The sequence below is a fragment of the Microbispora sp. NBRC 16548 genome, assembly GCF_030268985.1.
Lineage (GTDB): Bacteria > Actinomycetota > Actinomycetes > Streptosporangiales > Streptosporangiaceae > Microbispora > Microbispora catharanthi.
The window spans coordinates 17,234-37,203 of the sequence record NZ_BSSF01000023.1; the positions used below are offsets into that span (position 1 = coordinate 17,234).

Consider the following 19,970-nt stretch of genomic DNA (forward strand, 5'->3'; position numbering starts at 1 on the left):
GATCATCGGCAAGGGGAACGGGTCGGCCCAGGCGCGGCTCTTCCACGTCACCTCCGAGGACCAGTGGGACCGCAACCGGGAGGCGTACGGACTGTTCCGCAGGCTCTGGCGGGAGGACAGGGTCACCTGGGAGGGCCGGTTCCGGCCGTCCCTCACGGACGCGGAGACCTGGCCGCGCCCGTTGCAGCGGCCGATCCGGGTCTGGCACGGCAGCGCCACCAGCAAGGACTCGGTCGATCTGGCCGCCCGCTATGGCGACCCGCTGTTCTCGGCGAACGTCACCAACCCCATCGAGCCGTACGCCGAGCTGGTCGACCACTACCGCGTACGCCGGACGCGGTCGTGGCCGAGGACGACGCGACGGCCAGGGAGCTGGCCAAACCCTACGGCCTCTGGGTGCGCGCCATCCGCACGGGCCAGGGGGCGATCCCCCATCCGACGCCCGAGGAGGCGGACGCGCACGTCTGGAGCGAGGCCGACCGCGAACTGGTGGCCGACCGCGTGGACACCCAGTTCGCGGGCTCCCCGGAGACGGTCGCCGAGCGGCTGCGCGTGCTCCAGCGGGTCACGGGCGCCGACGAACTGCTGGTCACCACCATCACGCACGGACACGCCGACCGCGTCCGCTCCTACGAGCTGCTCGCGGAGGCGTGGCACGGAAGACGCGCGCCGGGGGCGAAGTCGTGACCGTCTCCGGTCTCCGCGTGCCACTGATCGACACCTCCGATCCGTCCGGGCGGGCCGGGTGAGCGCGACGGCGGGGGAGCGCGGCCGCGTCGCCCGGGGCGTGCCGGGCCACGAACCGCCAGAGCCGGGCTACGCGGCGCCGGATTACGCGGTCCCGGATCACGCGGCGCTGGACTACGAGGTGTTGGGGACCACGAGGTGTTGGACTACGAGGTGCGGCACGTCGGGGTCGGCGACCCCGAAGCGGCCCCGCTGCTGGCCGGCCTCAGCGCGGAGTACACGGCGCGGTACGGCCCCAACGACGGTCTCGCCAGCCGGCGAGACCGTCGCGGGCGGCGCGTTCCGCAGGTACGACGCGGTCACGGCCGAGCTGAAGCGGATCTGGGCGCACCCCTCCCACCGGCGGCGGGGGCTCGGCCGGGCCGTGGTGCGCGTGCTGGAGCGGGAGGCGGCGGCACGCGGCTACCGCCGCGTCTACCTCACGACCGGGCCCCGGCAGCCGGAGGCGGCCGCGCTCTACCTGGCCTCCGGATACACGCCGCTGTTCGACGTGGACGACCGTCCCGTCCGCGGTCCCCTTCCCTTCGTCAAGGACCTCTCCGGCGTCCGTCCCGGGGCTCCCGGGCGGGACCCGCTGCGGGAGGCCGAGCCGTTCCACGCGGGGACGGCGGGAGGACCACCGTGAGGCCATCGGGGGAGCGCCGCCCTCGTCCTCGTCGCGGCCCGGCGGACCCGGGGGCGTTGACAGGCTGAGGATGCCTCAGGTTGACTCTATTAACCTGAGGCAGCCTCTGGATGCGCCTCTGTCGATCCCCCTGTAAGGAGAGGACGTTGGCCGAGGGAATCGCCGTCTCCGTGCACGACACCGCCCCTGTCTGGCGCGGCGACACCGCAGGCGACGCGCTGCGCCGTTCCGTCCACCTGGCCCAGGCCGTCGAGGCGCTGGGATACCGGCGCTACTGGGTGGCCGAACATCACAACACGCCCGCGCTGGCGACCTCGAGCCCGGCCGTGCTCGCCGGGTCCATCCTCGCGGCGACCTCCGCCATCCGCGTCGGCTCCGGCGCGGTGCTGCTGCCCAACCACTCGCCGTACGCGGTGGCCGAGCAGTTCGGCGTGCTGGCCGGCCTCTACCCGGGCCGGGTCGACCTCGGGCTCGGCCGCGCCTCCGGCGGTTCGGGGGAGGCCGCCGCCCGCCTCGGCGACCCCCGCCGGCTCGGCTTCGGCGACGCGCTGCGCGAGCTGGGCGAGTACTTCTCCGGCGGCAGCGGCGGCGTGCGCGCGATCCCCGAGCCGGGCGTCCCGCCCGAGATGTGGCTGGTCGGGTCGAGCGTCTCAAGCGCCGCCGACGCCGGCCGCCTCGGCCTGCCGTACGTGTACGCGCACGCGATCGTGGGCGGCGGGGCGCCGGAGGCGCTGGAGGCGTACCGGCAGGCGTTCCGGCCGTCCCCTGCCCTGGCCGAACCGCACGCCTGCGTGGCCGTGATCGCCGTCGCGAACGACAGCGACGAGCGTGCGCACCGGCTCGCCGCCTCCTTCGTGTACGGCCAGATCCTCATGCGTACGACCGACCCGGCCACCGTCCTGCCGACGGAGGAGGAGACGGCGGCCCACCGGTTCACCGCGGCCGAGGAGCGGTTCCTGCGCGAGAAGATCGGCCCGCAGTTCGTCGGCAGTCCCGAGCGCATCGCCCCCCGCCTCGGCGAGCTCCTGCGCCGGACCCGCGCCGACGAACTGTTCGTCCTCACGCAGGTGCCCGACCACCAGGCCAGGATCCGTTCCTACGAACTGATCGCAAAGATCGTCTCGTCTCTGTAGTCCCGGCCGGGCCGTCACCCGTCCGGCGCGGCGTGGGCCGGGCGGCCGGCGAGGATCAGCCCTCCTCGCGGGTGGTGATGCCCTCCAGCACCAGTTGCAGGAAGCGCGGGCTGCCGTCTCTGCCGGAGGCGGCCTGCTCGCGCACCCAGGCCGCGCCGCTGAGGAGGTCGAACAGCTCCTCGGGTGTGAGGTCGGGCCGCACCCTGCCGGCCGCCTGGGCGGCGCGCAGCAGGTCGGCGCCGCTGCGGTGCATCGCGGCGCACATGGCGTGGGAGGGGGTGCCCTCGTCGTACATGCTCCGGGCGAGGATGCCGACCAGGCCGCGGAAGGTGCTGAAGTGCACGACGGCCTCGCGCATCCACTCGGTCAGCGCGTCGAGGGGATCCGGCCCGGCGGCCAGCCGTTCGGCCCGGGCGACGAGGTTCTCCAGGCCGTCGCGGGTGGCGGCCTCCACGAGTGAGGCACGCGTGGGGAAGTGCCGATACAGGGTGCCGATGGCGACGCCCGCCTGGCTCGCGATGTCCTCCAGCGAGGCGTCGGCTCCCGAGGTCTCGAACGCCTTACGCGCGGCGGCGAGGATGGCGTCGTAGTTGCGCCGGCCGTCCGCGCGCTTCGGGCGCTGGGCGATGTAGGGCTTGCCGTCCATCGGTACCTCCCGCTTGACATCCTGAGGTTACCTCATCTTGAATCTTGACCATCAACCTGAGGCAACCTCAGGATGATGTGTCCAACGGGTTCCTCCTCGCCTTCGGCGGGCTCCTGCTGTTCGCCGGCCGCCTCGGCGACGCCCTCGGGCACCGGAGGGTGTTCCTCGCCGGGCTCGGGCTGATCGTGGTGGCGTCGCTGGTCGCCGGCCTCGCGCCGAACGCGGCGGTGCTGCTCGTGGGCCGGGTCCTGCAGGGTGCGGGCGCCGCCATCGCCGGCCCCACCGGCCTGGCGCTGCTCGCGATCGTCTTCCGGGGCGAGCGGCAGCAGCGGGCCTTCGGTCTCTAATCCACGGTGACGGGGCTCGGCGCCTCCGTGGGCATGGTGCTGGGCGGTGTGCTGACCTGGGCGGGGGACTGGCGCTGGAGCCTGCTGGTCAACGTGCCGATCGGGCTGACCGTCGCCGCGCTCGCCGCCCCGGGCGCTCGGCGTGCGCGACGAGCCGACCAGGTCCCGCGCTCTCGGCGTGTCCAGCGCGTTGCTCGGCGCCGCCGGCGTCACCGCCGCCGTGTACGGCCTGGTTTGCGCCGCCGAGAAGGGCTGGGGAGACCGCTGGACGCTGACCGCGCTCGGCGCCGCGGTCGTGCTGGCCGGGGCGCTGCTCGTGGTGGACCGGCGGGCCGCCGAGCCGTTGCTGTCCCTGGCCGTCCTGGCCGGGCGGGAGCGGGCCGGGGCCTTCGCCGGTGTGCTGCTGCTCGCGGCGGTCCTCACCGGCTTCCTGATCTACCTGGTGCAGTATCTCCAGGGGGTGCTCCACTTCGACGCGCTGCGCAGCGGTCTGGCCATCCTGCCGTTCGGCCTGGCGCTGCTCGTCAGCACCCAGATCCTCACCGCCCGCATCGCCGCGGTCGGCCTCAAGACCCGTGCGGAATTTTATGTATAGCAGGTAGGAAATATTGACTTTCTGACCCTGTGATCGTACGTTCAGGGCGGCTCCGGCTTCCCATGAGCACGCTGCGACGGCGCGGCAGCTCCACCCCAGGCCGTCTCGTCTGAACCACCGAAAGGCTCGCCACTCCGATGTCCACGAATATTCGATTAGCCGCCGGTCTATCGCTGTCTCTCCTGCTCACCCTGGCCGCCTGCGGCACGCAGGGCGGGGGGACCTCGGCGGCCAAGGCCCCCGCCGGGCCGGTCAAGGGCGGCACACTCACGTTCGCCGTCAACACCGAGCCCTCCACCTGCCTCGACCCGCACCAGAGCCCCGCCGACGTGGCCGGTCTGTTCACCCGGCCCGCGCTGGACTCGCTCGTGTCGCTCGACACCGAGGGCAGGATCCACCCCTGGCTGGCCACTAAGTGGACCGTCTCGCCGGACCAGAAGACCTACACGTTCACCCTGCGTGAGGGCGTGAAGTTCTCGGATGGCACGCCCTTCGACGCCGAGGCGGTCAAGGCCAACCTGGACCACATCGTCAACCCGGCCACCAAGTCGCAGCTCGCGGCGGGGTACATCGAGCCGTACAAGGGCACCGAGGTCGTCGACGCGCACACCGTGAAGGTTTCCTTCAGCAGGCCGTACTCGCCGTTCCTGTCGGCGCTGTCCACCGCGTACTTCGGGATCGAGTCGCCGCAGTCGCTCAAGCAGCCGCAGGACGCGCTGTGCAAGAAGGTCGTCGGGTCCGGGCCGTTCGTCATCGACGAGTACGTGGTGCAGAAGGGCATCACCTACCACCGCAACCCCGGCTACAACTGGGCTCCGGAGGGCGCCGCGCACACCGGGGCGGCCTACCTGGACAAGCTGGAGTTCAAGGTCGTCACCGAGGACTCGGTCCGCCTCGGCGCGCTGACCAGCGGGCAGGTCGACGGGATCGCCAGCGTGCCGCCGGTCAACGTCAAGCAGGTGAAGGCCGACCCTCGGCTGACGATCCTCACCCGCCAGGCGCCCGGCGGCAACTACAGCTACTACCCGAACACCGCCTCGGGGCCGTTCGCCGACAAGCGCGTCCGGCAGGCGTTCCGCGACGGCATCGACTTCGCGACGATCGTGAACAACCTCTACTTCGGTGCGTTCCAGCCTGCGGCGGGCCCCATCTCCCCCTCGACCGACGGCTACGACAAGACGCTCGAAGGAAAGGCGAAGTACGACCCCGCGACGGCGAACAGGCTGCTGGACGAGGCCGGCTGGTCGGCGAAGGACGCCCAGGGCTACCGCACCAAGGACGGCAAGCGGCTGACGATCCGCTGGGGGTTGATCAAGGCGGCCATCAGAGAGCAGCGGGACACGCTCGCCGAGCAGATCCAGGCCGAGGCCAAGAAGATCGGGTTCGACGTCGAATTCGTCGCCGCGACGGTCAACGACTGGATCGCCAGGTACATCAAGGGCGACTACGACCTGATGGACTTCAGCTGGCAGCGGGCCGACGGCGACGCGCTGCGCAACCTGTTCGACAGCGCGAACATCCCCTCGCCCGCCAAGTTCGGCCAGAACGCCGCCCGCCTGTCCGACAAGGAGATCGACGGCTGGCTGAGCGACGCGCTGGACACGACCGACCAGGCCGAGCGGGCCGAGCTGTACGCCAAGGTGCAGCAGCGGGTGACCGGCGAGGCCGCGGTCTTCCCGGTGTACGTGTTCAACTACCTGCTGGGCGCGAGCAAGAAGACGCACGGCATCGGCTGGGAACCCCAGGCGTACCCCACCTTCTACGACGCGTGGGTCGAGCAGGCATGACCGCCGTCGCCGTATCGGTCACCCGGGCGCGAGCCCGGGTGGTCCGCCCGGTGCTGGTGCGGCTGGGCACCTCCGTCCTGGTGCTGTGGGGCGCGGTCACGGTCGCTTTCGCCGGCCTCCACCTCACCCCGGGCGACGTGGTCGACCTGCTGATCGGCGCCAACACCGTGACGCCCGAGGTGCGCGAGCGGATCATCGCCGACTACGGGCTGGACCGGCCGCTGCTCGCCCAGTACGTCACCTACCTGGGCCGGGTGCTCCACGGCGACCTGGGTCAGTCCTACCAGCTCCACCAGTCGGTCGCCTCCGCCATCGGCGAGCAGGTCGGCTCGTCGGTCCAGCTCATGCTCTCCTCGTTCGCCCTGGCCGTCGTGGTGTCGGTCACCGTCGCGGTGCTGACCGCGGGCCGCCGGTGGGCGCGGGCGGTGTTCTCCGGCATCGAACTGGTCGGCATCTCCATCCCGTCGTTCTGGGCCGGGATCCTGCTGCTCACCGTCTTCTCCTTCGGGCTGCGGCTCTTCCCCGCCGTCGGCGGCGAAGGGCTGGAGGGCCTGGTCCTGCCGTCCGTGGCGATGGCCATCCCGGTCGTCGCCACGCTCACGCAGGTGCTGCGCGAGGGCTTGGAGCTCACGCTGGAGGAGCCGTTCGTGCTCACCGCCCGCTCGCGCGGCATGTCCGACCTGGGCGTGCGCCTGCGGCACGCGCTCCGGCACGCCCTGCTGCCCACGGTCACGCTGGCCGGATGGATGGTCAGCTTCCTGTTCGGCGGGGCCGTGATCATCGAGTCGGTCTTCTCCCGGCAGGGCATCGGGCGGCTGACCCTCACCGCCGTCGCCAACAAGGACCTGCCGGTCGTGATGGGCGTGGTCCTGATCGCCGCCCTGCTCTACGTCGTCATCAACATCGTGCTCGACCTGCTCTATCTGGCCATCGACCCGCGACTGCAAGGTGCCTGAGTGACCGCCTCCACCATCACCGCGGGCGCCGTCACCGTCATCGGGCGCAGACGCCGGCGCGTCCCGCGCGCAGGCGTCTGGGCGGCCGCCGTGTTCCTGCTGTTCGTGGCCGTGATCGCGGTCGCGCCGGGCCTGGTCGCCCACGGCTCGCCCGATCTCACCGACGCCCTCGCCGCGCTGCGGCCGCCGAACGGCGAGCACCTGCTCGGCACCGACGCCAACGGGCGCGACGTGTTCACCCGCATCGTCTACGGGGCTCGGCCGTCGGTGCTGGCCGGGCTGGCCGCCACCGCGCTCGCCGTGACCGGCGGCACCGCTGTCGGCCTGCTCGCCGCGCTCGGCGGGCGGGTGCTTGACGAGGTCGCGATGCGCGTCGTGGACGTCCTGCTCTCGCTGCCGGGGCTGCTGCTGGCCCTGCTGGTCATCGCCGTCGTCGGGCCGGGCACGCTCAACGCGGTCTTCGCCATCGCCGCCTACACGCTGCCCGGCTACGCGCGCCTGGTCCGCGCGCAGACCATGGTGATCCGCCGGTCCGGGTACGTCGAGGCCGCCGTCTCGCTCGGCCTGACCAGGGCCAGGATCGTCACGCGGCACGTGCTGCCCAACGCGTTCGCGCCGCTGCTCGTGCTGGCCACGATCGAGGTCGGCACGGCGCTGGTCGCGGCGTCCTCGCTCAGCTTCCTCGGCCTCGGCCCCAAGCCGCCCGCGCCGGAGTGGGGGGCGATGCTGTCGGCCGGGCGCGACTACTTCTCCGTCGCCTGGTGGGTCGCGGTCTTCCCCGGGCTGGCCATCACGCTCACCGTCCTGTCCGTCACGGTCGTCGGCCGCCACCTGCAGCGGCGCGTCGAAGGGAGACTGTCGTGACCACGACCGCCGCCATCGATCCGGTGCGGCCGATCGTCGAGGTGTCCGACCTGCGGGTCTCGTTCGGCCCGGTCCAGGCGGTCCGTTCGATCTCCTTCACGGTCGGCCCGGGGGAGTGCGTCGCCATCGTGGGGGAGTCCGGCTCGGGAAAGAGCGTCACCGCCCGCACGCTGATCGGGCTGACCGGCGCCGGCGCCGAGATCACCGCCCGGTCGCTCGTCGTGGGCGGCCGCGACGTCTCCGCGTACGGCGAGCGGCAGTGGCGGGCCCTGCGGGGCGGCCAGGTCGGCTACGTCCTGCAGGACGCGCTGGTCTCGCTCGACCCGCTGCGCCCGGTCGGCAAGGAGATCGCCGAGACCCTGCGGCTGCACCGGGCCGTGCCGCGCGCCGGGGTGCGCGGGCGCGTGGTCGAGCTGCTGCGCGAGGTCGGGGTGCCGGAGCCGGAGCTGCGGGCCGCGCAGTATCCCCACCAGCTGTCCGGCGGGCTGCGGCAGCGCGCGCTGATCGCCTCCGCGGTCGCCTGCGCGCCGCCGCTGCTGATCGCCGACGAGCCGACCACCGCTCTCGACGTCACCGTGCAGGCGCAGATCCTGCGGCTGCTGGCCGAACGCAGGAGGGCCGGGGCCGGGCTGCTGCTCATCAGCCACGACCTCGCGGTGGTGGCCGAGCTCGCCGACCGCGTGCTGGTCATGAAGGACGGCGAGGTCGTCGAGGAGGGGCCCACGCACGACGTGCTGGGCGCTCCGCGGCACGCCTACACGCGCAGGCTGCTCGCCGCGGTGCCCTCCGAGCACGCCAGGGGCACCCGGCTGACCGTCCCCGAGGACGGCTCCGCCCCCGCCCCGCTTCCCCCGGCCCGGCCCGGCCCGGTGGTGATCAGGGCGTCCGGCCTGGCCAAGTCCTTCCCCGGGCCGGACGGCCTGCGCCGGCCGGCCGTGGAGGGCGTGTCGTTCGAGCTGCGGGCGGGGGAGACCCTCGGGCTGGTGGGCGAGTCGGGATCGGGCAAGACCACGACGGCGCGCCTGGTGCTGGGGCTGCTCGAGCCCGACACGGGTGAGGTGGAGATCGACGGGAGGTCCTGGCGCGGGCTCGGCTCCGCCGGGCGCCGCGCGCTGCGGCGGCACATCCAGGTCGTCTACCAGGACCCGCTGAGCTCGTTCGATCCCCGGTTCACCGTACGGCGGATCCTCGACGAGGCGCTCGCCGTCGGCGGCGAGCCCCGCCGGACACGGCGGGACCGGTCGGTCGAGCTGCTCGAACAGGTCGGCCTGGACGCGTCGATCCTGGAGCGCAGGCCGCTGCGGCTGTCCGGCGGGCAGCGGCAGCGGGTGGCGATCGCGCGGGCGCTGGCCCCCCGGCCCCAGGTGATCGTCTGCGACGAGCCGGTCTCCGCGCTGGACGTGTCGGTCCAGGCGCAGGTCCTCGACCTGCTTGCCGACCTCCAGGCCGAGCTCGGCGTGGCCTACCTGTTCATCTCCCACGACCTCGGCGTGATCCAGCACGTCAGCGACCGGGTGCTGGTGATGAAGGACGGCCGCGTGGTCGAGTCCGGCGACGTCCGGCAGGTCTTCACCGAGCCGCGCACGCCGTACGCGCGGGAGCTGCTGGCCGCGATCCCGCGGCTCGAACAGCGGCCGGGCGACCGGGAGGCCGTCGCGTGACGTACGACGTGGCGATCGTCGGGGCCGGGGTGCACGGCACGGCTGCGGCCTTCCACCTGGCGCGGCGCGGCGTGCCGGTCGGCGTGTTCGACCGGGGACCGGTCGCGGGCGGGCCCACCGGACGGTCGGGCGGCATCTGCCGTGCCTACTACACCGACCCGTTCCTGGCGGAGACGGCGCGGGACGGCATCGCGTTCCTCGCCGCCTTCGAGGAGCGCACGGGCGGGCACCAGTCCGGATTCCGCCGGACCGGCGCGTTCTACCTGCACGGCCCCGGCGAGGTGGCCGCGGCGGGGGAGACCGCCGCGCGGCTCGGCTCGCTCGGTGTCGGCAGCGAGCTCGTCGCCGCCGACGCGCTGCCCGCGAGGCTGCCGCACCTGGACCTCGACGGCGTCGCCGTCGCGGTCTGGGAGGAGGACGCCGGCTACGCCGATCCGTACGCGACGACGACCGGGCTGGCCGCGGCGGCGCGCCGCCACGGCGCGGTGGTCCACACCCACCGGCCGGTCGTCGCGCTCGCCGAGGAGAGGCGGGGGGCGGCGGTGACGACGTCGGACGGTGTGGTGCACCGTGCCCGGCGGCTGCTCGTGGCGGCCGGGCCGTGGACCGCGCCGCTGCTGCGGCCGCTCGGCGTGCACCTGCCGCTGACCGTGGAACGGCACGTCGTGGCCGTCTCCGAGCACGAGCCCGCGGACACCGCCGAGATCGTGCCGCACATCCTGATCGACATCCCCGGCCGTCACTACACGACCCCGCAGCCCCGCACCCAGTACCTCACCGGAGGGGTGGTCGCGGCCGCCGCCGCCGACCCCGACGACTTCCCCGGACCGCTCCCCGGCGAGCTCGGCCGCCTCGCCGCGGCCTCCGCCGCCCGATCCGCGGCCCGCCGCCGCGCCGGCGTGGTCGGCGGCTGGGCCTCGCTCTACGACGTGAGCCCCGACTGGCAGCCGGTCACCGGCCAGGTCGGCGAGCACGTGTTCGTCGACGCGGGCACCAGCGGCCACGGCTTCAAGCTCGCGCCCGCCTGGGGCGACCACGTCGCCCGGCTGCTCCTGAACGATCCCGATCCGCGCCTGGCCGCCTTCGGGCCCGGCCGCTTCGCGAACGGCGGTGAACTGCCCGCGGGGTTCGGCGCCGCCCGGATCCTGGGCTGACGCCGGCGCCGCCCGAGCCGGCCGGCTCGGGCGGTGCGGAACGCGCCCGCGTTCTGCAGGGCGGGCACCAGGGCCCTGGTGATCGCCACCAGGTCGTGAGGCAGCTCTCCCGGCCGGAGGCGGAATCCCTCCAGCCCCGCCTCCCGCCACTCCAGCAGCAGCCCGGCGAGCTCCTCGGGGGTGCCGGTGAAGACATGGGCGTCCGAGTCGAGCTCGGCGCCGTCGAGGTCGTCCAGCCGGGCCTTCCGGCCGGCCGCGTCGCGGGCGTCGAGGAAGACCACCAGATCGGCGAAGATCCGCAACGGCGGCTCGGCGCGTCCGACGGCCGCCTCCGCCGCCCGGACGCGCTCGACGATCGCGGCGGCGTCCTCCCGGTCGCGCGGGGTGACGTCCACGACGTCGGACGCGCGGGCCGCGAACTCGTACGGCAGCGTGTCGTGGGCCAGGGAGGTGACCAGCGGCTGGCCCTGCGGGGAGCGCGGGGTGATCGAGGGGCCCTTCACACTGAACCACTCGCCGCCTGAGTCTCGGCCCGAGAGCTGAACCTATTAACACAGAAGGTATAGAGGGTTTTATCGTCAATCGTGCGTCTTGCGCTCACGCGACCGGCACGTCGGCGGGCACGCGGACGATGACGAACGAGGTTCGCCGGCGGAGCCGGAAACCCAGCGCTTCATACGCCCGGATCGCCGTGGTGTTGGTCGGGGCCGCGTGCAGGAACGGGGTCTCGCCGCGGGCGCGGATGCCGGCGGCGACGGCCAGCACCAGCCGTGACGCCAGGCCCTGGCGGCGGAAGGCCGGATCGGTGCAGACCGCGCTGATCTCCGTCCAGCCGGGTGGGTGCAGTCGCTCCCCGGCCATCGCGACCAGCGCGCCGCCGCGGCGGATGCCCAGGTAGGTGCCCATCTCGATGGTGCGCGGCCGGAAGGGTCCCGGCTGCGTGCGTGCGATGAGGTCGAGCATCTCCGGCACGTCCGCCGCCTGTAGGCGGATCGCTTCGTCGTCGGGTGCGGGGACCACGTCGTCGCCGGCCAGTTGCACGCCTGCGCCGTGCGCGACCACCTCCCACCCGTCCGGTGCCGTGGCGGCCTCACCGGTGACCGGGACCGTCGTGCCGGGCCCCGCGAGCGCGGCGAGGTCGCTCCAGTCCGCGGGGCCGGGGTCGTCGGGCAGTGCGAAGAACGGGGAGACGTCATCCGGGTAGCGCACCGCGTTGCCGTGCCGTTCGGCGAGGTGCGCGTGCGGGCCGGTCAGCGACGCCCACACGGGGTTGTCCAAGAGGTGCCGGTCGCTCATCGCGGCTCTCCCCGGGACATGTCGTGGCCGGTGCTCACGCGCCCACCTCCGTGGCCGTCTCGTCGCGGGTGCGGCCGTCGGCGCCGCCACCTGCGGGGGACGCGCATTCCTTCGGCATCGGACCTCCTGTCACTCGTGCTCCTGCGGAGGCATCCTAGGCAATAACCTACTAAACAAGTAGGTCTTGACGTCCTGCGCGGCGGGCGCCCGGATCTCGGGGGTGTAGGCGTCGAAGACGCCGTCGTTGTGCGTCTTGCGATACTTGGTGAAGATCTCCTTCACCCGGGGGTCGAGCCGGTAGCCGTACGCGGCGAGGCCGTTCTCGACCATCCGCAGCCCGCCCGCCGGCATCATCGCCCGCTTCAGCGGGGCGTCGGTTTGCAGGCCGACGATCAGCTCGCGTTCGGAGTCGATGTAGCCGGGCCGGTGCGCGGTGATCGAGGAGGGCGTCGTGGTGTCCACGTCGTACACGCCGCGCCGGCGCTCCTCGGGGAACAGGTCCGACACCTCCGCCCAGACCGCACGGGTCCGCTCGGTCGGGCCGGTCAGGAACGACTCGTCGCCCTCGTACGGCGTGTAGTTGGCCTGGATGAAGTCGCGCACGTCCACGGACCCGCGCCATGCCGTGCCGCGGAAACCGCGCCACGCGCCGGCGACCGCGCACGGCGCGTGGCGCACGTTCGCGACCTCCCGGTTCGCCCCGAGGCTGCTGCCGCGGACGGGGGCGAGGCCGCTCGTCGTCGCCGGGCTGCTGCTCGTCGTCGCCGCCGCGTTCCGGCTGTCGCGTCTCGACGCCGCCACGCCGTACGCGCCGCATCTGCTGCTGCCGATCCTGATGTTCGGCGTCGGCATCGGCGCGTTCCTCATGCCGTTGAACGCCACGATCCTCGCCGGAGTGCGGCCCGCGGACGCCGGCGCCGCCTCGGGGATCATGCAGACGATGCAGCAGATCGGCGGCTCGCTGGGCCTGGCCGTCCTCGTGACCGTGTACGGCACGAGCCTGCGCGAGACCCGCGCCGGCGGCCATGCGCAGACCCTCGCCCACGCGATGGGGACGGCGTTCCTGTTCGCCACGGTGTTCGTCGCGGTCGCCCTGGTGCTGGTGGCTGCCGTGGTGCGCACACCGCGCGGCGCCGGATGACCGGCGAGCGGCCGGGCCGACGCCGGTCGCCGGATCGGCGGACGCTCCCCGGCGCGGCGCGGACCGTAAGGGCGGCGCCGGCCACCGGCCGGCCACGAGCGCGGCGCCGCTGGTCGTCGCCCAGACGGCGTCACCGTCAGCGGGCGGTAGCGGCCAGCTCGGCGGCGCGGAGCCTGGCGGCCGCGGCGGCGGCGCGATCGCCCAGCCCCTCCGCGACGGCGCTCTGCTTCGCCGGATGGGGAGCCCGGACGCTACCCTGCCGCACAAGTGTGCGCTATGCGCACGCAGCTGTGATCTCGCGCATGCGGTCGTGGTCGGCCGGTGTGGCGGGGGTCTGCAGCAGGACGAGGGCGCGGGGGTCGTCCACCGGCCGGACCAGCGAGAAGAGCAGGGTGACCGGTCCGGACGGCGTCTCGACGGCGGCCTCCCGCATGGTGAGCGTGGCCACCGAGGGGCACTGCCACCAGTGGGTGAGATCCGGCCGGTCTCGCTCCAGCAGCGCGTAGACCTCGCTCGTCCGCGCGTCGGTGACGGACGCCTGCCCGCGGAACTGCTGGAAGACCGTCATGGCGAGCGGCTGCCAGTCGTGCAGGACGGCGCGGGCGTGGGGGTCGGCGGCCATCACCCACATGAGGTTGCGCCGGGGGAGCGGGAGGGCGGCCGGGTCCCCCCACACGGCGCGGTAGGCGTCGTTCCAGGCGAGCATGTCGAAGTGGTCGTCGAGCAGCAGCGCCGGGCTCGTCGGCAGGCCGTCCAGCAGGGTGCGGGCGGCGGCGAGCAGGGCCGGGTCCATCGGCGTGGCGGGGGTCGGGGCGGCCAGGCCTGACAGCGTCAGGACGTGCCGCAGGGCGTCCCGGTCGAGGCGCAGGACGCGGGCGACCGCCTCCAGGACCTGGCGCGAGGCGGTGACGCGGCCCTGTTCGAGCCAGGTGTACCAGGCGACCCCGACGCCCGCCACGGCCGCGACCTCCTCGCGGCGCAGTCCGGGGGTGCGGCGCCGGGAGCCGGCGGGAAGGCCGACGTCCTCGGGACGGAGCAGTTCACGATGGGCCCGCAGGAACTCGCCGAGGGCGCGGCGCGCGTCCGCCATCCTGATACCTCCACTCACAGCATGAACACGGACCTGGCTAAGACCGAGAGAATCCCGCCAGGTTTGCTGGGAAATGTACAGCTTTGTTCTACGGCGCACGCTGCTCGCGCTGCCTACGCTCCTCGGTGTGACCCTGGTCGTGTTCGTCACGATCGCGCTCATCCCCGGCGATCCGGTGAGCAGCCTCCTCGGCCCGGCCGCCCCGCCGCAGGCACGACAGGAGCTCGCCGAGCGCCTCGGCCTGCACGACCCGCTTCCGCTGCGCTACCTGACCTGGCTGCGCCACGTCGTCGCGGGCGACCTCGGCACGTCCATCGCCCGGCAGCGGCCGGTGACCGAGATCCTCGCCGCCGCGCTCGGCAACACGCTGATCCTGGCCGCCGCCGCGTTCGCGCTGGCGGTCCTCGGCGGAGTGGCGCTCGGCGCCGCGGGGGCCGCCTTCCCCGGCCGGTGGCCGGGCCGGATCTGCGACGCGCTCGCCACCGTCGCCGTCTCCGCCCCGCAGTACGCGGTGGCCCTGATCCTCGTCGCCCTCGCCGTGGGACGGCTGCCCACCGGGGGCATGCGCGACCCGTTCACCCCCGGCGGCTTCGGTGACCTGCTGCTCCATCTGATCCTGCCGTCGGTCGCCGCGGCGCTGGTCCCCCTGGGCCTGATCGCCAGGATGGCCCGCACGGTGCTCGGCGATCTGCTCGCCGGAGACCTGGTGGAGCACCTGCGGGCCCGGGGCCTGCCGGAACGCCGGGTGCTCGCGCACGCCGCGCACAACGCCGTCCCCTCGCTGCTCACGATCGGCGGCCTCCAGCTCGCCTACCTGGTCGAGGGCGCCGTCTTCGTCGAGACCGTCTTCTCCTGGCCGGGGCTCGGATCGGCCCTGTTCCAGGCGCTGTCGCAGCGCGACCTGCCCGTGGTCGAGGCGGGCGTGCTCGTGGTCGCGGTCTGCTTCGTCGGCGTGAACCTCCTCGTGGACACCGCGCACGCCGCCGTCGACCCGAGGGTCCGGTCGTGAGGCGCGCGGCGGCCGTCCTCGTCGCGGTGATCGCGCTCGCCGCGGTGCTCGCGCCCGTCGTCGCGCCGTACGGGCCGGCCGACGGCGACCTGCACGCCCGCCTGCTCCCGCCCGGCAGCCCCGGCCACCTGCTGGGCACCGACGGCCAGGGACGCGACCTGCTCAGCCGCCTCGTGTGGGGCGCCCGCATCTCCCTCGCGGGCGGAGCGCTGCCCGTGCTCGCCGCCCTCGTGCTCGGCGTCGCGCTCGCGCTGCCGGCCGGGCTCGGCGGCCGCCGAGCGGAGAACCTGATCATGCGGGTGCTCGACGTGGTCTACGCCTTCCCCGCCGTCCTGCTGGCCATGGCGGTGGCCTCGGCGCTCGGCCCGGGGTTCACCGGCACCACGGTCTCCCTGGCCGTGGTCCTCATCCCCGCCGTGGCGCGGGTGACGCTCACCGAGGTCCGCCGCGTCAGGAGCGCCGACTACCTGGAGGCCGCCCGGGTGAGCGGCGCCGGCCCGCTCGCCGTCGCCGTCCGGCAGGTGCTGCCCGTCGTCCTGCCCGCCGTCCTCGCGTACTGCACCGCGCTCGTCGGCCTGGCCATCGTGTACGCGGCGGGGCTGTCCTTCTTCGGGCTCGGCGTGGCGCCGCCGGCGGCCGAGTGGGGCTCGATGCTGAACGAGCTGCGTCCCTACGCCTTCAGCGCGCCGGGCGTCGCCGTGGTCCCCGCCCTCGCGATCTTCGTGGTCTCGCTGGCCTTCACCGTCATCGGGAGGGCGGCTCGATGAACGACGGACTGAGGATCAGGGATCTGACGGTGACCATCGGCGGACTGCGTCTCGTCGAGGGTGTGGACCTCGACGTGCCGCCCGAGGGGACGCTCGTGCTGCTGGGCGAGTCGGGCAGTGGCAAGTCGCTCACCGTGCGCGCCGCATTGGGCCTGCTCGGCCGGCGGGCCGCGGTGAGCGGGGAGGCGACCCTCGGCGGCGCCCCGGCCGCCCTCGTCCGGGGCCGGGCCGCCGGGCTCGTCCCGCAGGACCACACCGCGGCCCTCGACCCCCTGCGCCGGGTCGGCCGGCAGATCCGGGAGGTCCTGCGCCACCACGGGGTGGCGGGCGACCCCCTGGCGCTGCTGGAGCGCGCGGGCGTGCCCGACGCGGCCCGGGTCGCCCGCGCCTACCCCCACGAGCTGTCCGGTGGGCTGCGGCAGCGCGCGTTGATCGCGATCGCGACGGCCTGCGACCCTGAGGTCGTCATCGCCGACGAGGCCACCAGCGCCCTCGACCCGGAGACCGCGGAGCAGGTACTCGGTCTGCTCACCCGGCGTTCCCTGCTGCTCGTGACGCACGACGTCGGCGTCGCCCGCCGCCTCGGCGGCGAGGTCGCCGTCATGTACGCCGGGCGGGTGGTCGAGCGCGGCCGGGCCGCGACGGTGCTCGGCGGCCCCCGGCACCCCTACACCCGGGGCCTGCTCGCCGCGGAGCCCCGGCCGGGCATCGCCAGGGGCACGTTGCCGGTCATCCCCGGACGGCCGCCCGAACCCGCCGAACGGCCCGCCGGCGGCTGCGCGTTCGCGCCCCGCTGCCCGCTGGTCCACGACGCCTGCCGGTCCGTACGCCCCGAGTTGACGGGCGAGAGCCACCGGGCGGCCTGCCATGTCTGAGCCGGCGCCGCCGCTGCTGGTGGCCGACGACCTGGTCAAGCGGTTCCCCTCCGGGGTCCTCGCTGCCGACGGGGTGAGCTTCGCCGTACGGCACGGCGAGACCGTGGGCCTCGTCGGAGCCTCCGGCTCGGGCAAGTCGACCGTCGCCCGGATGGTGCTGGGCCTGGTCCGGCCGGACGCGGGGAGCGTGCGGTTCGACAGGCACGAGCTGACCGCGCTGCCGCCGAGGCGGCTGCGCCCGCTGCGGGCGCGGCTCCAGTTCGTTCCGCAGAGCCCGCGCACCTCGCTCAACCCGCACCTGACCGTGGCGCAGTCGATCGCGTTCAACCTGCGGGCGCACGGGTGGCGGCGCGGGGACGTCCGCGCCCGGGTGGCGGAGCTGCTCGACCAGGTCGGCCTGCCGGCCGGGTACGCCGCCCGCCGCCCGGCCGAGCTGTCCGGCGGCCAGGCCCAGCGGGTGGCGATCGCCCGCGCCCTGGCGACCCGTCCCGACCTTGTGGTCTGCGACGAGGCGGTGTCGGCCCTCGACAAGAGCGTGCAGGCGCAGATCCTCAACCTGCTCGCCGGTCTGCAGCGGGACACCGGCGTCGCCTACCTGTTCGTCTCCCACGACCCGGCCGTGGTGGAGCACCTGTGTGACCGGGTGCTCGCCATGCGCGACGGCCGCGTCACCTCACCACCGAAGGAAAGAGAATGAAAAGAACGCTGACGGTCGCCGCCGCGGTACTCGCGGCGGCGCTGTCGACCGCGTGCCAGTCTCCCGCCGCCGGGAACCCGGGCACGGCGGGGGCCGCCGGGCAGGGGAGGGGAGGCACGCTCGTCGTGGGCATGACCTCCAGCGACCTGCCCAACCTCGACACCGTGCTCAACGGCCAGGGCTTCGAGGGCACCCGCTTCGTCGGCTTCCAGCTCTTCGAGGGGCTGACCCACTACGACCTCACCCGGGACGACCGGGTGCCGCCGGTCACCGGGGCGCTCGCCACCTCGTGGACCCACAGCGCGGACGGGCGCACCTGGACGTTCGAGCTGCGGCAGGGGGTGAGGTTCCACGACGGAACGCCGTTCGACGCCGACGGGGTGATCTTCAACCTCGACCGCTACACCAAGAAGGGCGACCCGTACGCGACGCCGGCCCTGCAGAGCGCGGCGAGCGAGTACACCGGCACCTTCGCCTCCTACCGGAAGGTGGACGAGCGGCACGTCGAGATCGTCACCAAGGAGCCGAACGGCCACCTGCCCGACGACCTGACCCACGTCTACATCGCGAGCCCGGCCGCCGTGAAGCACGGCGACTTCGGCGCGCACCCCGTGGGCACCGGCCCGTTCCGCTTCGGCTCGCTCACGCCGGGGCAGCGGCTCGAACTGCTGCCGAACACCTCGTACTGGGGGCCGGTCTCCAAGCTCGGCAAGCTCGTGCTGAGGCCGATCCCCGACCCGGCGGCCCGGGTCGCGGCGCTGCGCGCCGGTGAGGTCAACTGGATCGAGTACCCCACCCCCGACGACGTGACGGCGCTGAAGGACACCGGGTTCCAGGTGCCGACCAACGGCTACGACCACATCTGGTACTGGATCCTCGACACCGCGAAGAAGCCGTGGAGCGACGTCCGGGTGCGCCGGGCCGCCAACTACGCGATCAACCGGGAGGCTCTGGCGACCGGCCTGCTCAGGGGCACGGCCGACCCGGCCTACCAGGCCGCGCCGCGCGCCACCGCCGCGTACGACCCGAAGGGCGACGTCTACTCCTACGACCCGGCCAAGGCCAAGAGCCTGCTCGCCGAGGCCGGGGTGGCCGGGGGATTCGAGACGACGGTCGTCGTGCCCACCGGCGGCTCGGGCAACCTCACCCCGGTTCCGATCGCCGAGAGCCTCCAGCGCGACCTGGCCGCCGTGGGGATCAAGGTGAACATCAAGACCATCGAATGGTCGGCGCTGCTGAGCCAGGAGGCCGCGGGCAAGGTCCCGTACGGCGCGGACGCGATTGCGCAGTCCACCACGCTGTTCCAGTCCGAGGCGCTGTTGCCGCTGTTCCTCGGGTCGGGCAGCCCCTTCTGGACCGGGCACTACGCGAACAAGAGGGTCGACGAACTGTTCATAAAGGCCGCGCAGTCGCCGGACGTCGCCGGGCGGGCCGCGACCTACCGGCAGGCGCTCGACCTGGTCACCCAGGACGCGCCGTGGCTGTTCGTGGTCAACGACCGCAACCCCAGGGCGATCGCACCGGCCGTCCACGGCCTGGTGCAGCCCAAGTCGTGGTTCCTCGACCTGACGTCGGTGTGGGTGAGCGGGGCATGACGCCGAACTGGGGAGTGACGCTGCCGCTGTCCGGCATCCCGCTGCGGGAGCACCGGACGCTCGTCGAACGGCTGCCCGACCTGGGGTACGGCGACGTGTGGACCGCCGAGGGCGGCGGCACCGACGCCTTCACGCCGCTCGCGCTGACCGCCGCCTGGTCGTCCTCGCTCCGCCTGGCGACCGGGATCGTCCCCGTCTTCACCCGCGGGCCGGCGGTGCTCGCCCAGACCGCCGCGACGCTGGCGGAGGCCGCGCCCGGCCGGGTCCTGCTCGGCGTCGGCGCGTCCGTGCCCGCCCACGTCAGCGACATCAACGGGATCCCGTTCGAGGAGCCGTACAAGCGGACGCGTGACGTGGTGCGCTTCCTGGTCCGGGCCTTTCGAGGGGAGCACGTCACCGGGCCGTTCGACACCTTCGAGATCACCGGCTACGGGCTGCCGTGGACGCCCGTCCCGCCGCCCAAGGTGCTCGTGGGCGCGCTGCGCCCCGGCATGCTGCGCCTCGGCTTCACCGAGGGCGACGGCGCCATCTCCAACCTCCTGTACGCCTCCGACGTGCCGAAGATCGTCGAGGCGGTCGGCCCGCAGCCGCCCGGCAAGGAACTGGTGGTCAAGGTCTTCGTGTGCCCGAGCGACGACCCGGTGTTCGTGCGCCCGGCCACCCGGCCCTTCCTCGCCTGGATACTCAACCGCGCGCCGTACAAGGCGTTCCACGAGTGGCTGGGACACGGCGACGAGCTGGCCGAGGCCCACGCCCGATGGGAGCGCGGCGACCGGCGGGGGGCCGAGGACGCCCTGCCGGACAGGCTCGTCGAGGAACTGTTCGTCAGCGGGACGCCGGAGGAGTGCCGCGAGAAGATCCGGCGGTTCCACCACCCGGCGGTGACGACGATCCAGCTCTACGTGTCCCTGCCGCCGGAGGTCCTGGCCGACCCGGCATCGGTCCTTGAGGTCCTGCGCCGCCTCGGCCCCGCCGCGGACTGATC

General features: G+C 73.8%; 22 protein-coding genes and 2 pseudogenes. 18 read left to right on the forward strand and 6 right to left on the reverse strand.

Annotated elements, in window-relative coordinates:
* Positions 1-4 precede the first annotated feature (4 nt).
* The 4 genes and pseudogenes from QSK36_RS39005 to QSK36_RS39020 form a co-directional block, all read left to right on the forward strand.
* A pseudogene (locus QSK36_RS39005) lies at positions 5-274 on the forward strand (LLM class flavin-dependent oxidoreductase); the annotation flags it as partial.
* Positions 275-342: 68 nt separating this feature from the next.
* On the forward strand, positions 343-687 hold the full coding sequence (locus QSK36_RS39010; protein ID WP_285785868.1) for an LLM class oxidoreductase: 345 nt from the start codon (positions 343-345) through the stop codon (positions 685-687).
* Between the two features lie 181 nt (positions 688-868).
* A complete protein-coding gene (locus QSK36_RS39015; RefSeq protein WP_502883435.1) occupies positions 869-1,372 on the forward strand; it encodes a GNAT family N-acetyltransferase in 504 nt (167 codons plus the stop codon).
* A gap of 146 nt (positions 1,373-1,518) precedes the next feature.
* Positions 1,519-2,505, forward strand: coding sequence for an LLM class flavin-dependent oxidoreductase (locus tag QSK36_RS39020; protein ID WP_285785870.1), 987 nt, complete (start codon positions 1,519-1,521; stop codon positions 2,503-2,505).
* Positions 2,506-2,560: 55 nt separating this feature from the next.
* Here the strand turns inward: QSK36_RS39020 and QSK36_RS39025 are convergent, their stop codons facing one another.
* Complete coding sequence (locus QSK36_RS39025) at positions 2,561-3,151, reverse strand: TetR/AcrR family transcriptional regulator (RefSeq protein ID WP_285785871.1); 591 nt, start codon at positions 3,149-3,151, stop codon at positions 2,561-2,563.
* Positions 3,152-3,195: 44 nt separating this feature from the next.
* Between QSK36_RS39025 and QSK36_RS39030 the strand changes: the two genes are divergently transcribed.
* The 7 genes from QSK36_RS39030 (at position 3,196) to QSK36_RS39060 (ending at position 10,515) form a co-directional block, all read left to right on the forward strand.
* Positions 3,196-3,498 (forward strand): MFS transporter, encoded by a 303-nt coding sequence (locus tag QSK36_RS39030; protein WP_285785872.1) that lies wholly within the window; start codon positions 3,196-3,198, stop codon positions 3,496-3,498.
* Between the two features lie 142 nt (positions 3,499-3,640).
* Positions 3,641-4,093: a hypothetical protein gene (locus QSK36_RS39035; RefSeq protein ID WP_285785873.1), complete on the forward strand. Its 453-nt coding sequence runs from the start codon at positions 3,641-3,643 to the stop codon at positions 4,091-4,093.
* A gap of 137 nt (positions 4,094-4,230) precedes the next feature.
* Positions 4,231-5,880 (forward strand): ABC transporter substrate-binding protein, encoded by a 1,650-nt coding sequence (locus QSK36_RS39040; protein WP_285785874.1) that lies wholly within the window; start codon positions 4,231-4,233, stop codon positions 5,878-5,880.
* Positions 5,877-6,836 (forward strand): ABC transporter permease, encoded by a 960-nt coding sequence (locus QSK36_RS39045; RefSeq protein WP_285785875.1) that lies wholly within the window; start codon positions 5,877-5,879, stop codon positions 6,834-6,836. The genes QSK36_RS39040 and QSK36_RS39045 overlap by 4 nt, the downstream gene beginning before the upstream one ends.
* Positions 6,837-7,700: an ABC transporter permease gene (locus tag QSK36_RS39050; protein WP_285785876.1), complete on the forward strand. Its 864-nt coding sequence runs from the start codon at positions 6,837-6,839 to the stop codon at positions 7,698-7,700.
* Positions 7,697-9,361, forward strand: a complete 1,665-nt coding sequence (locus tag QSK36_RS39055; RefSeq protein ID WP_285785877.1) for a dipeptide ABC transporter ATP-binding protein — start codon at positions 7,697-7,699, stop codon at positions 9,359-9,361. Before QSK36_RS39050 ends, QSK36_RS39055 begins: the two co-directional genes overlap by 4 nt.
* Positions 9,358-10,515, forward strand: coding sequence for an NAD(P)/FAD-dependent oxidoreductase (locus QSK36_RS39060; RefSeq protein WP_285785878.1), 1,158 nt, complete (start codon positions 9,358-9,360; stop codon positions 10,513-10,515). The genes QSK36_RS39055 and QSK36_RS39060 overlap by 4 nt, the downstream gene beginning before the upstream one ends.
* A 248-nt stretch (positions 10,516-10,763) precedes the next feature.
* On the opposite strand, the pseudogene QSK36_RS39065 reads toward QSK36_RS39060, so the two are convergent.
* The 3 genes and pseudogenes from QSK36_RS39065 to QSK36_RS39075 all read right to left on the reverse strand — a co-directional run.
* Positions 10,764-11,021 (reverse strand): annotated as a pseudogene (locus QSK36_RS39065) (LLM class flavin-dependent oxidoreductase); the annotation flags it as partial.
* A 91-nt stretch (positions 11,022-11,112) separates the two neighbouring features.
* Positions 11,113-11,811, reverse strand: coding sequence for a GNAT family N-acetyltransferase (locus QSK36_RS39070; protein ID WP_285785879.1), 699 nt, complete (start codon positions 11,809-11,811; stop codon positions 11,113-11,115).
* Positions 11,812-11,940: 129 nt separating this feature from the next.
* Positions 11,941-12,420, reverse strand: coding sequence for a pyruvate formate lyase family protein (locus QSK36_RS39075; protein ID WP_285785880.1), 480 nt, complete (start codon positions 12,418-12,420; stop codon positions 11,941-11,943).
* Between QSK36_RS39075 and QSK36_RS39080 the strand changes: the two genes are divergently transcribed.
* On the forward strand, positions 12,401-12,952 hold the full coding sequence (locus QSK36_RS39080; protein WP_285785881.1) for an MFS transporter: 552 nt from the start codon (positions 12,401-12,403) through the stop codon (positions 12,950-12,952). The two genes, QSK36_RS39075 and QSK36_RS39080, sit on opposite strands and share 20 nt — an antisense overlap.
* Positions 12,953-13,088: 136 nt before the next feature.
* Here the strand turns inward: QSK36_RS39080 and QSK36_RS39085 are convergent, their stop codons facing one another.
* Together QSK36_RS39085 and QSK36_RS39090 are read right to left on the reverse strand one after the other, a co-directional pair.
* On the reverse strand, positions 13,089-13,217 hold the full coding sequence (locus QSK36_RS39085; protein WP_285785882.1) for a hypothetical protein: 129 nt from the start codon (positions 13,215-13,217) through the stop codon (positions 13,089-13,091).
* A gap of 9 nt (positions 13,218-13,226) precedes the next feature.
* Positions 13,227-14,042 (reverse strand): MmyB family transcriptional regulator, encoded by an 816-nt coding sequence (locus QSK36_RS39090; RefSeq protein ID WP_285785883.1) that lies wholly within the window; start codon positions 14,040-14,042, stop codon positions 13,227-13,229.
* 73 nt (positions 14,043-14,115) lie between these two features.
* On the opposite strand from QSK36_RS39090, the gene QSK36_RS39095 reads away from it, so the two are divergent.
* From QSK36_RS39095 to QSK36_RS39120, 6 genes are read left to right on the forward strand one after another with little or no spacing between them, the layout of a single operon-like run.
* Positions 14,116-15,051 carry an ABC transporter permease gene (locus tag QSK36_RS39095; RefSeq protein ID WP_183541685.1) on the forward strand — a complete coding sequence of 312 codons (936 nt, stop codon included), beginning with the start codon at positions 14,116-14,118 and terminating at the stop codon, positions 15,049-15,051.
* Positions 15,048-15,818, forward strand: a complete 771-nt coding sequence (locus tag QSK36_RS39100; RefSeq protein ID WP_221264263.1) for an ABC transporter permease — start codon at positions 15,048-15,050, stop codon at positions 15,816-15,818. The genes QSK36_RS39095 and QSK36_RS39100 overlap by 4 nt, the downstream gene beginning before the upstream one ends.
* The gene (locus QSK36_RS39105; RefSeq protein WP_285785884.1) at positions 15,815-16,693 is read left to right on the forward strand and encodes an ABC transporter ATP-binding protein; all 879 of its coding nucleotides are present in this window, start codon (positions 15,815-15,817) and stop codon (positions 16,691-16,693) included. The genes QSK36_RS39100 and QSK36_RS39105 overlap by 4 nt, the downstream gene beginning before the upstream one ends.
* Entirely contained in the window at positions 16,686-17,390 is a 705-nt protein-coding gene (locus QSK36_RS39110; protein ID WP_285785885.1) for an ABC transporter ATP-binding protein, read from the forward strand. The genes QSK36_RS39105 and QSK36_RS39110 overlap by 8 nt, the downstream gene beginning before the upstream one ends.
* Positions 17,387-18,985 (forward strand): ABC transporter substrate-binding protein, encoded by a 1,599-nt coding sequence (locus QSK36_RS39115; protein WP_285785886.1) that lies wholly within the window; start codon positions 17,387-17,389, stop codon positions 18,983-18,985. The genes QSK36_RS39110 and QSK36_RS39115 overlap by 4 nt, the downstream gene beginning before the upstream one ends.
* Positions 18,982-19,968: an LLM class F420-dependent oxidoreductase gene (locus tag QSK36_RS39120; protein ID WP_183541693.1), complete on the forward strand. Its 987-nt coding sequence runs from the start codon at positions 18,982-18,984 to the stop codon at positions 19,966-19,968. The genes QSK36_RS39115 and QSK36_RS39120 overlap by 4 nt, the downstream gene beginning before the upstream one ends.
* Positions 19,969-19,970 lie beyond the last annotated feature (2 nt).

Excerpts from the sequence above, each read along its gene's own strand:
- QSK36_RS39115 (WP_285785886.1), top strand. The coding sequence starts at position 17,387 with ATGAAAAGAACGCTGACGGTCGCCGCCGCGGTACTCGCGGCGGCGCTG.
- QSK36_RS39120 (WP_183541693.1), top strand. The coding sequence starts at position 18,982 with ATGACGCCGAACTGGGGAGTGACGCTGCCGCTGTCCGGCATCCCGCTG.
- QSK36_RS39095 (WP_183541685.1), top strand. The coding sequence starts at position 14,116 with ATGTACAGCTTTGTTCTACGGCGCACGCTGCTCGCGCTGCCTACGCTC.
- QSK36_RS39025 (WP_285785871.1), bottom strand. The coding sequence starts at position 3,151 with ATGGACGGCAAGCCCTACATCGCCCAGCGCCCGAAGCGCGCGGACGGC.
- QSK36_RS39080 (WP_285785881.1), top strand. The coding sequence starts at position 12,401 with ATGAAGTCGCGCACGTCCACGGACCCGCGCCATGCCGTGCCGCGGAAA.
- QSK36_RS39045 (WP_285785875.1), top strand. The coding sequence starts at position 5,877 with ATGACCGCCGTCGCCGTATCGGTCACCCGGGCGCGAGCCCGGGTGGTC.
- QSK36_RS39090 (WP_285785883.1), bottom strand. The coding sequence starts at position 14,042 with ATGGCGGACGCGCGCCGCGCCCTCGGCGAGTTCCTGCGGGCCCATCGT.
- QSK36_RS39105 (WP_285785884.1), top strand. The coding sequence starts at position 15,815 with ATGAACGACGGACTGAGGATCAGGGATCTGACGGTGACCATCGGCGGA.
- QSK36_RS39070 (WP_285785879.1), bottom strand. The coding sequence starts at position 11,811 with ATGAGCGACCGGCACCTCTTGGACAACCCCGTGTGGGCGTCGCTGACC.
- QSK36_RS39040 (WP_285785874.1), top strand. The coding sequence starts at position 4,231 with ATGTCCACGAATATTCGATTAGCCGCCGGTCTATCGCTGTCTCTCCTG.
- QSK36_RS39110 (WP_285785885.1), top strand. The coding sequence starts at position 16,686 with ATGTCTGAGCCGGCGCCGCCGCTGCTGGTGGCCGACGACCTGGTCAAG.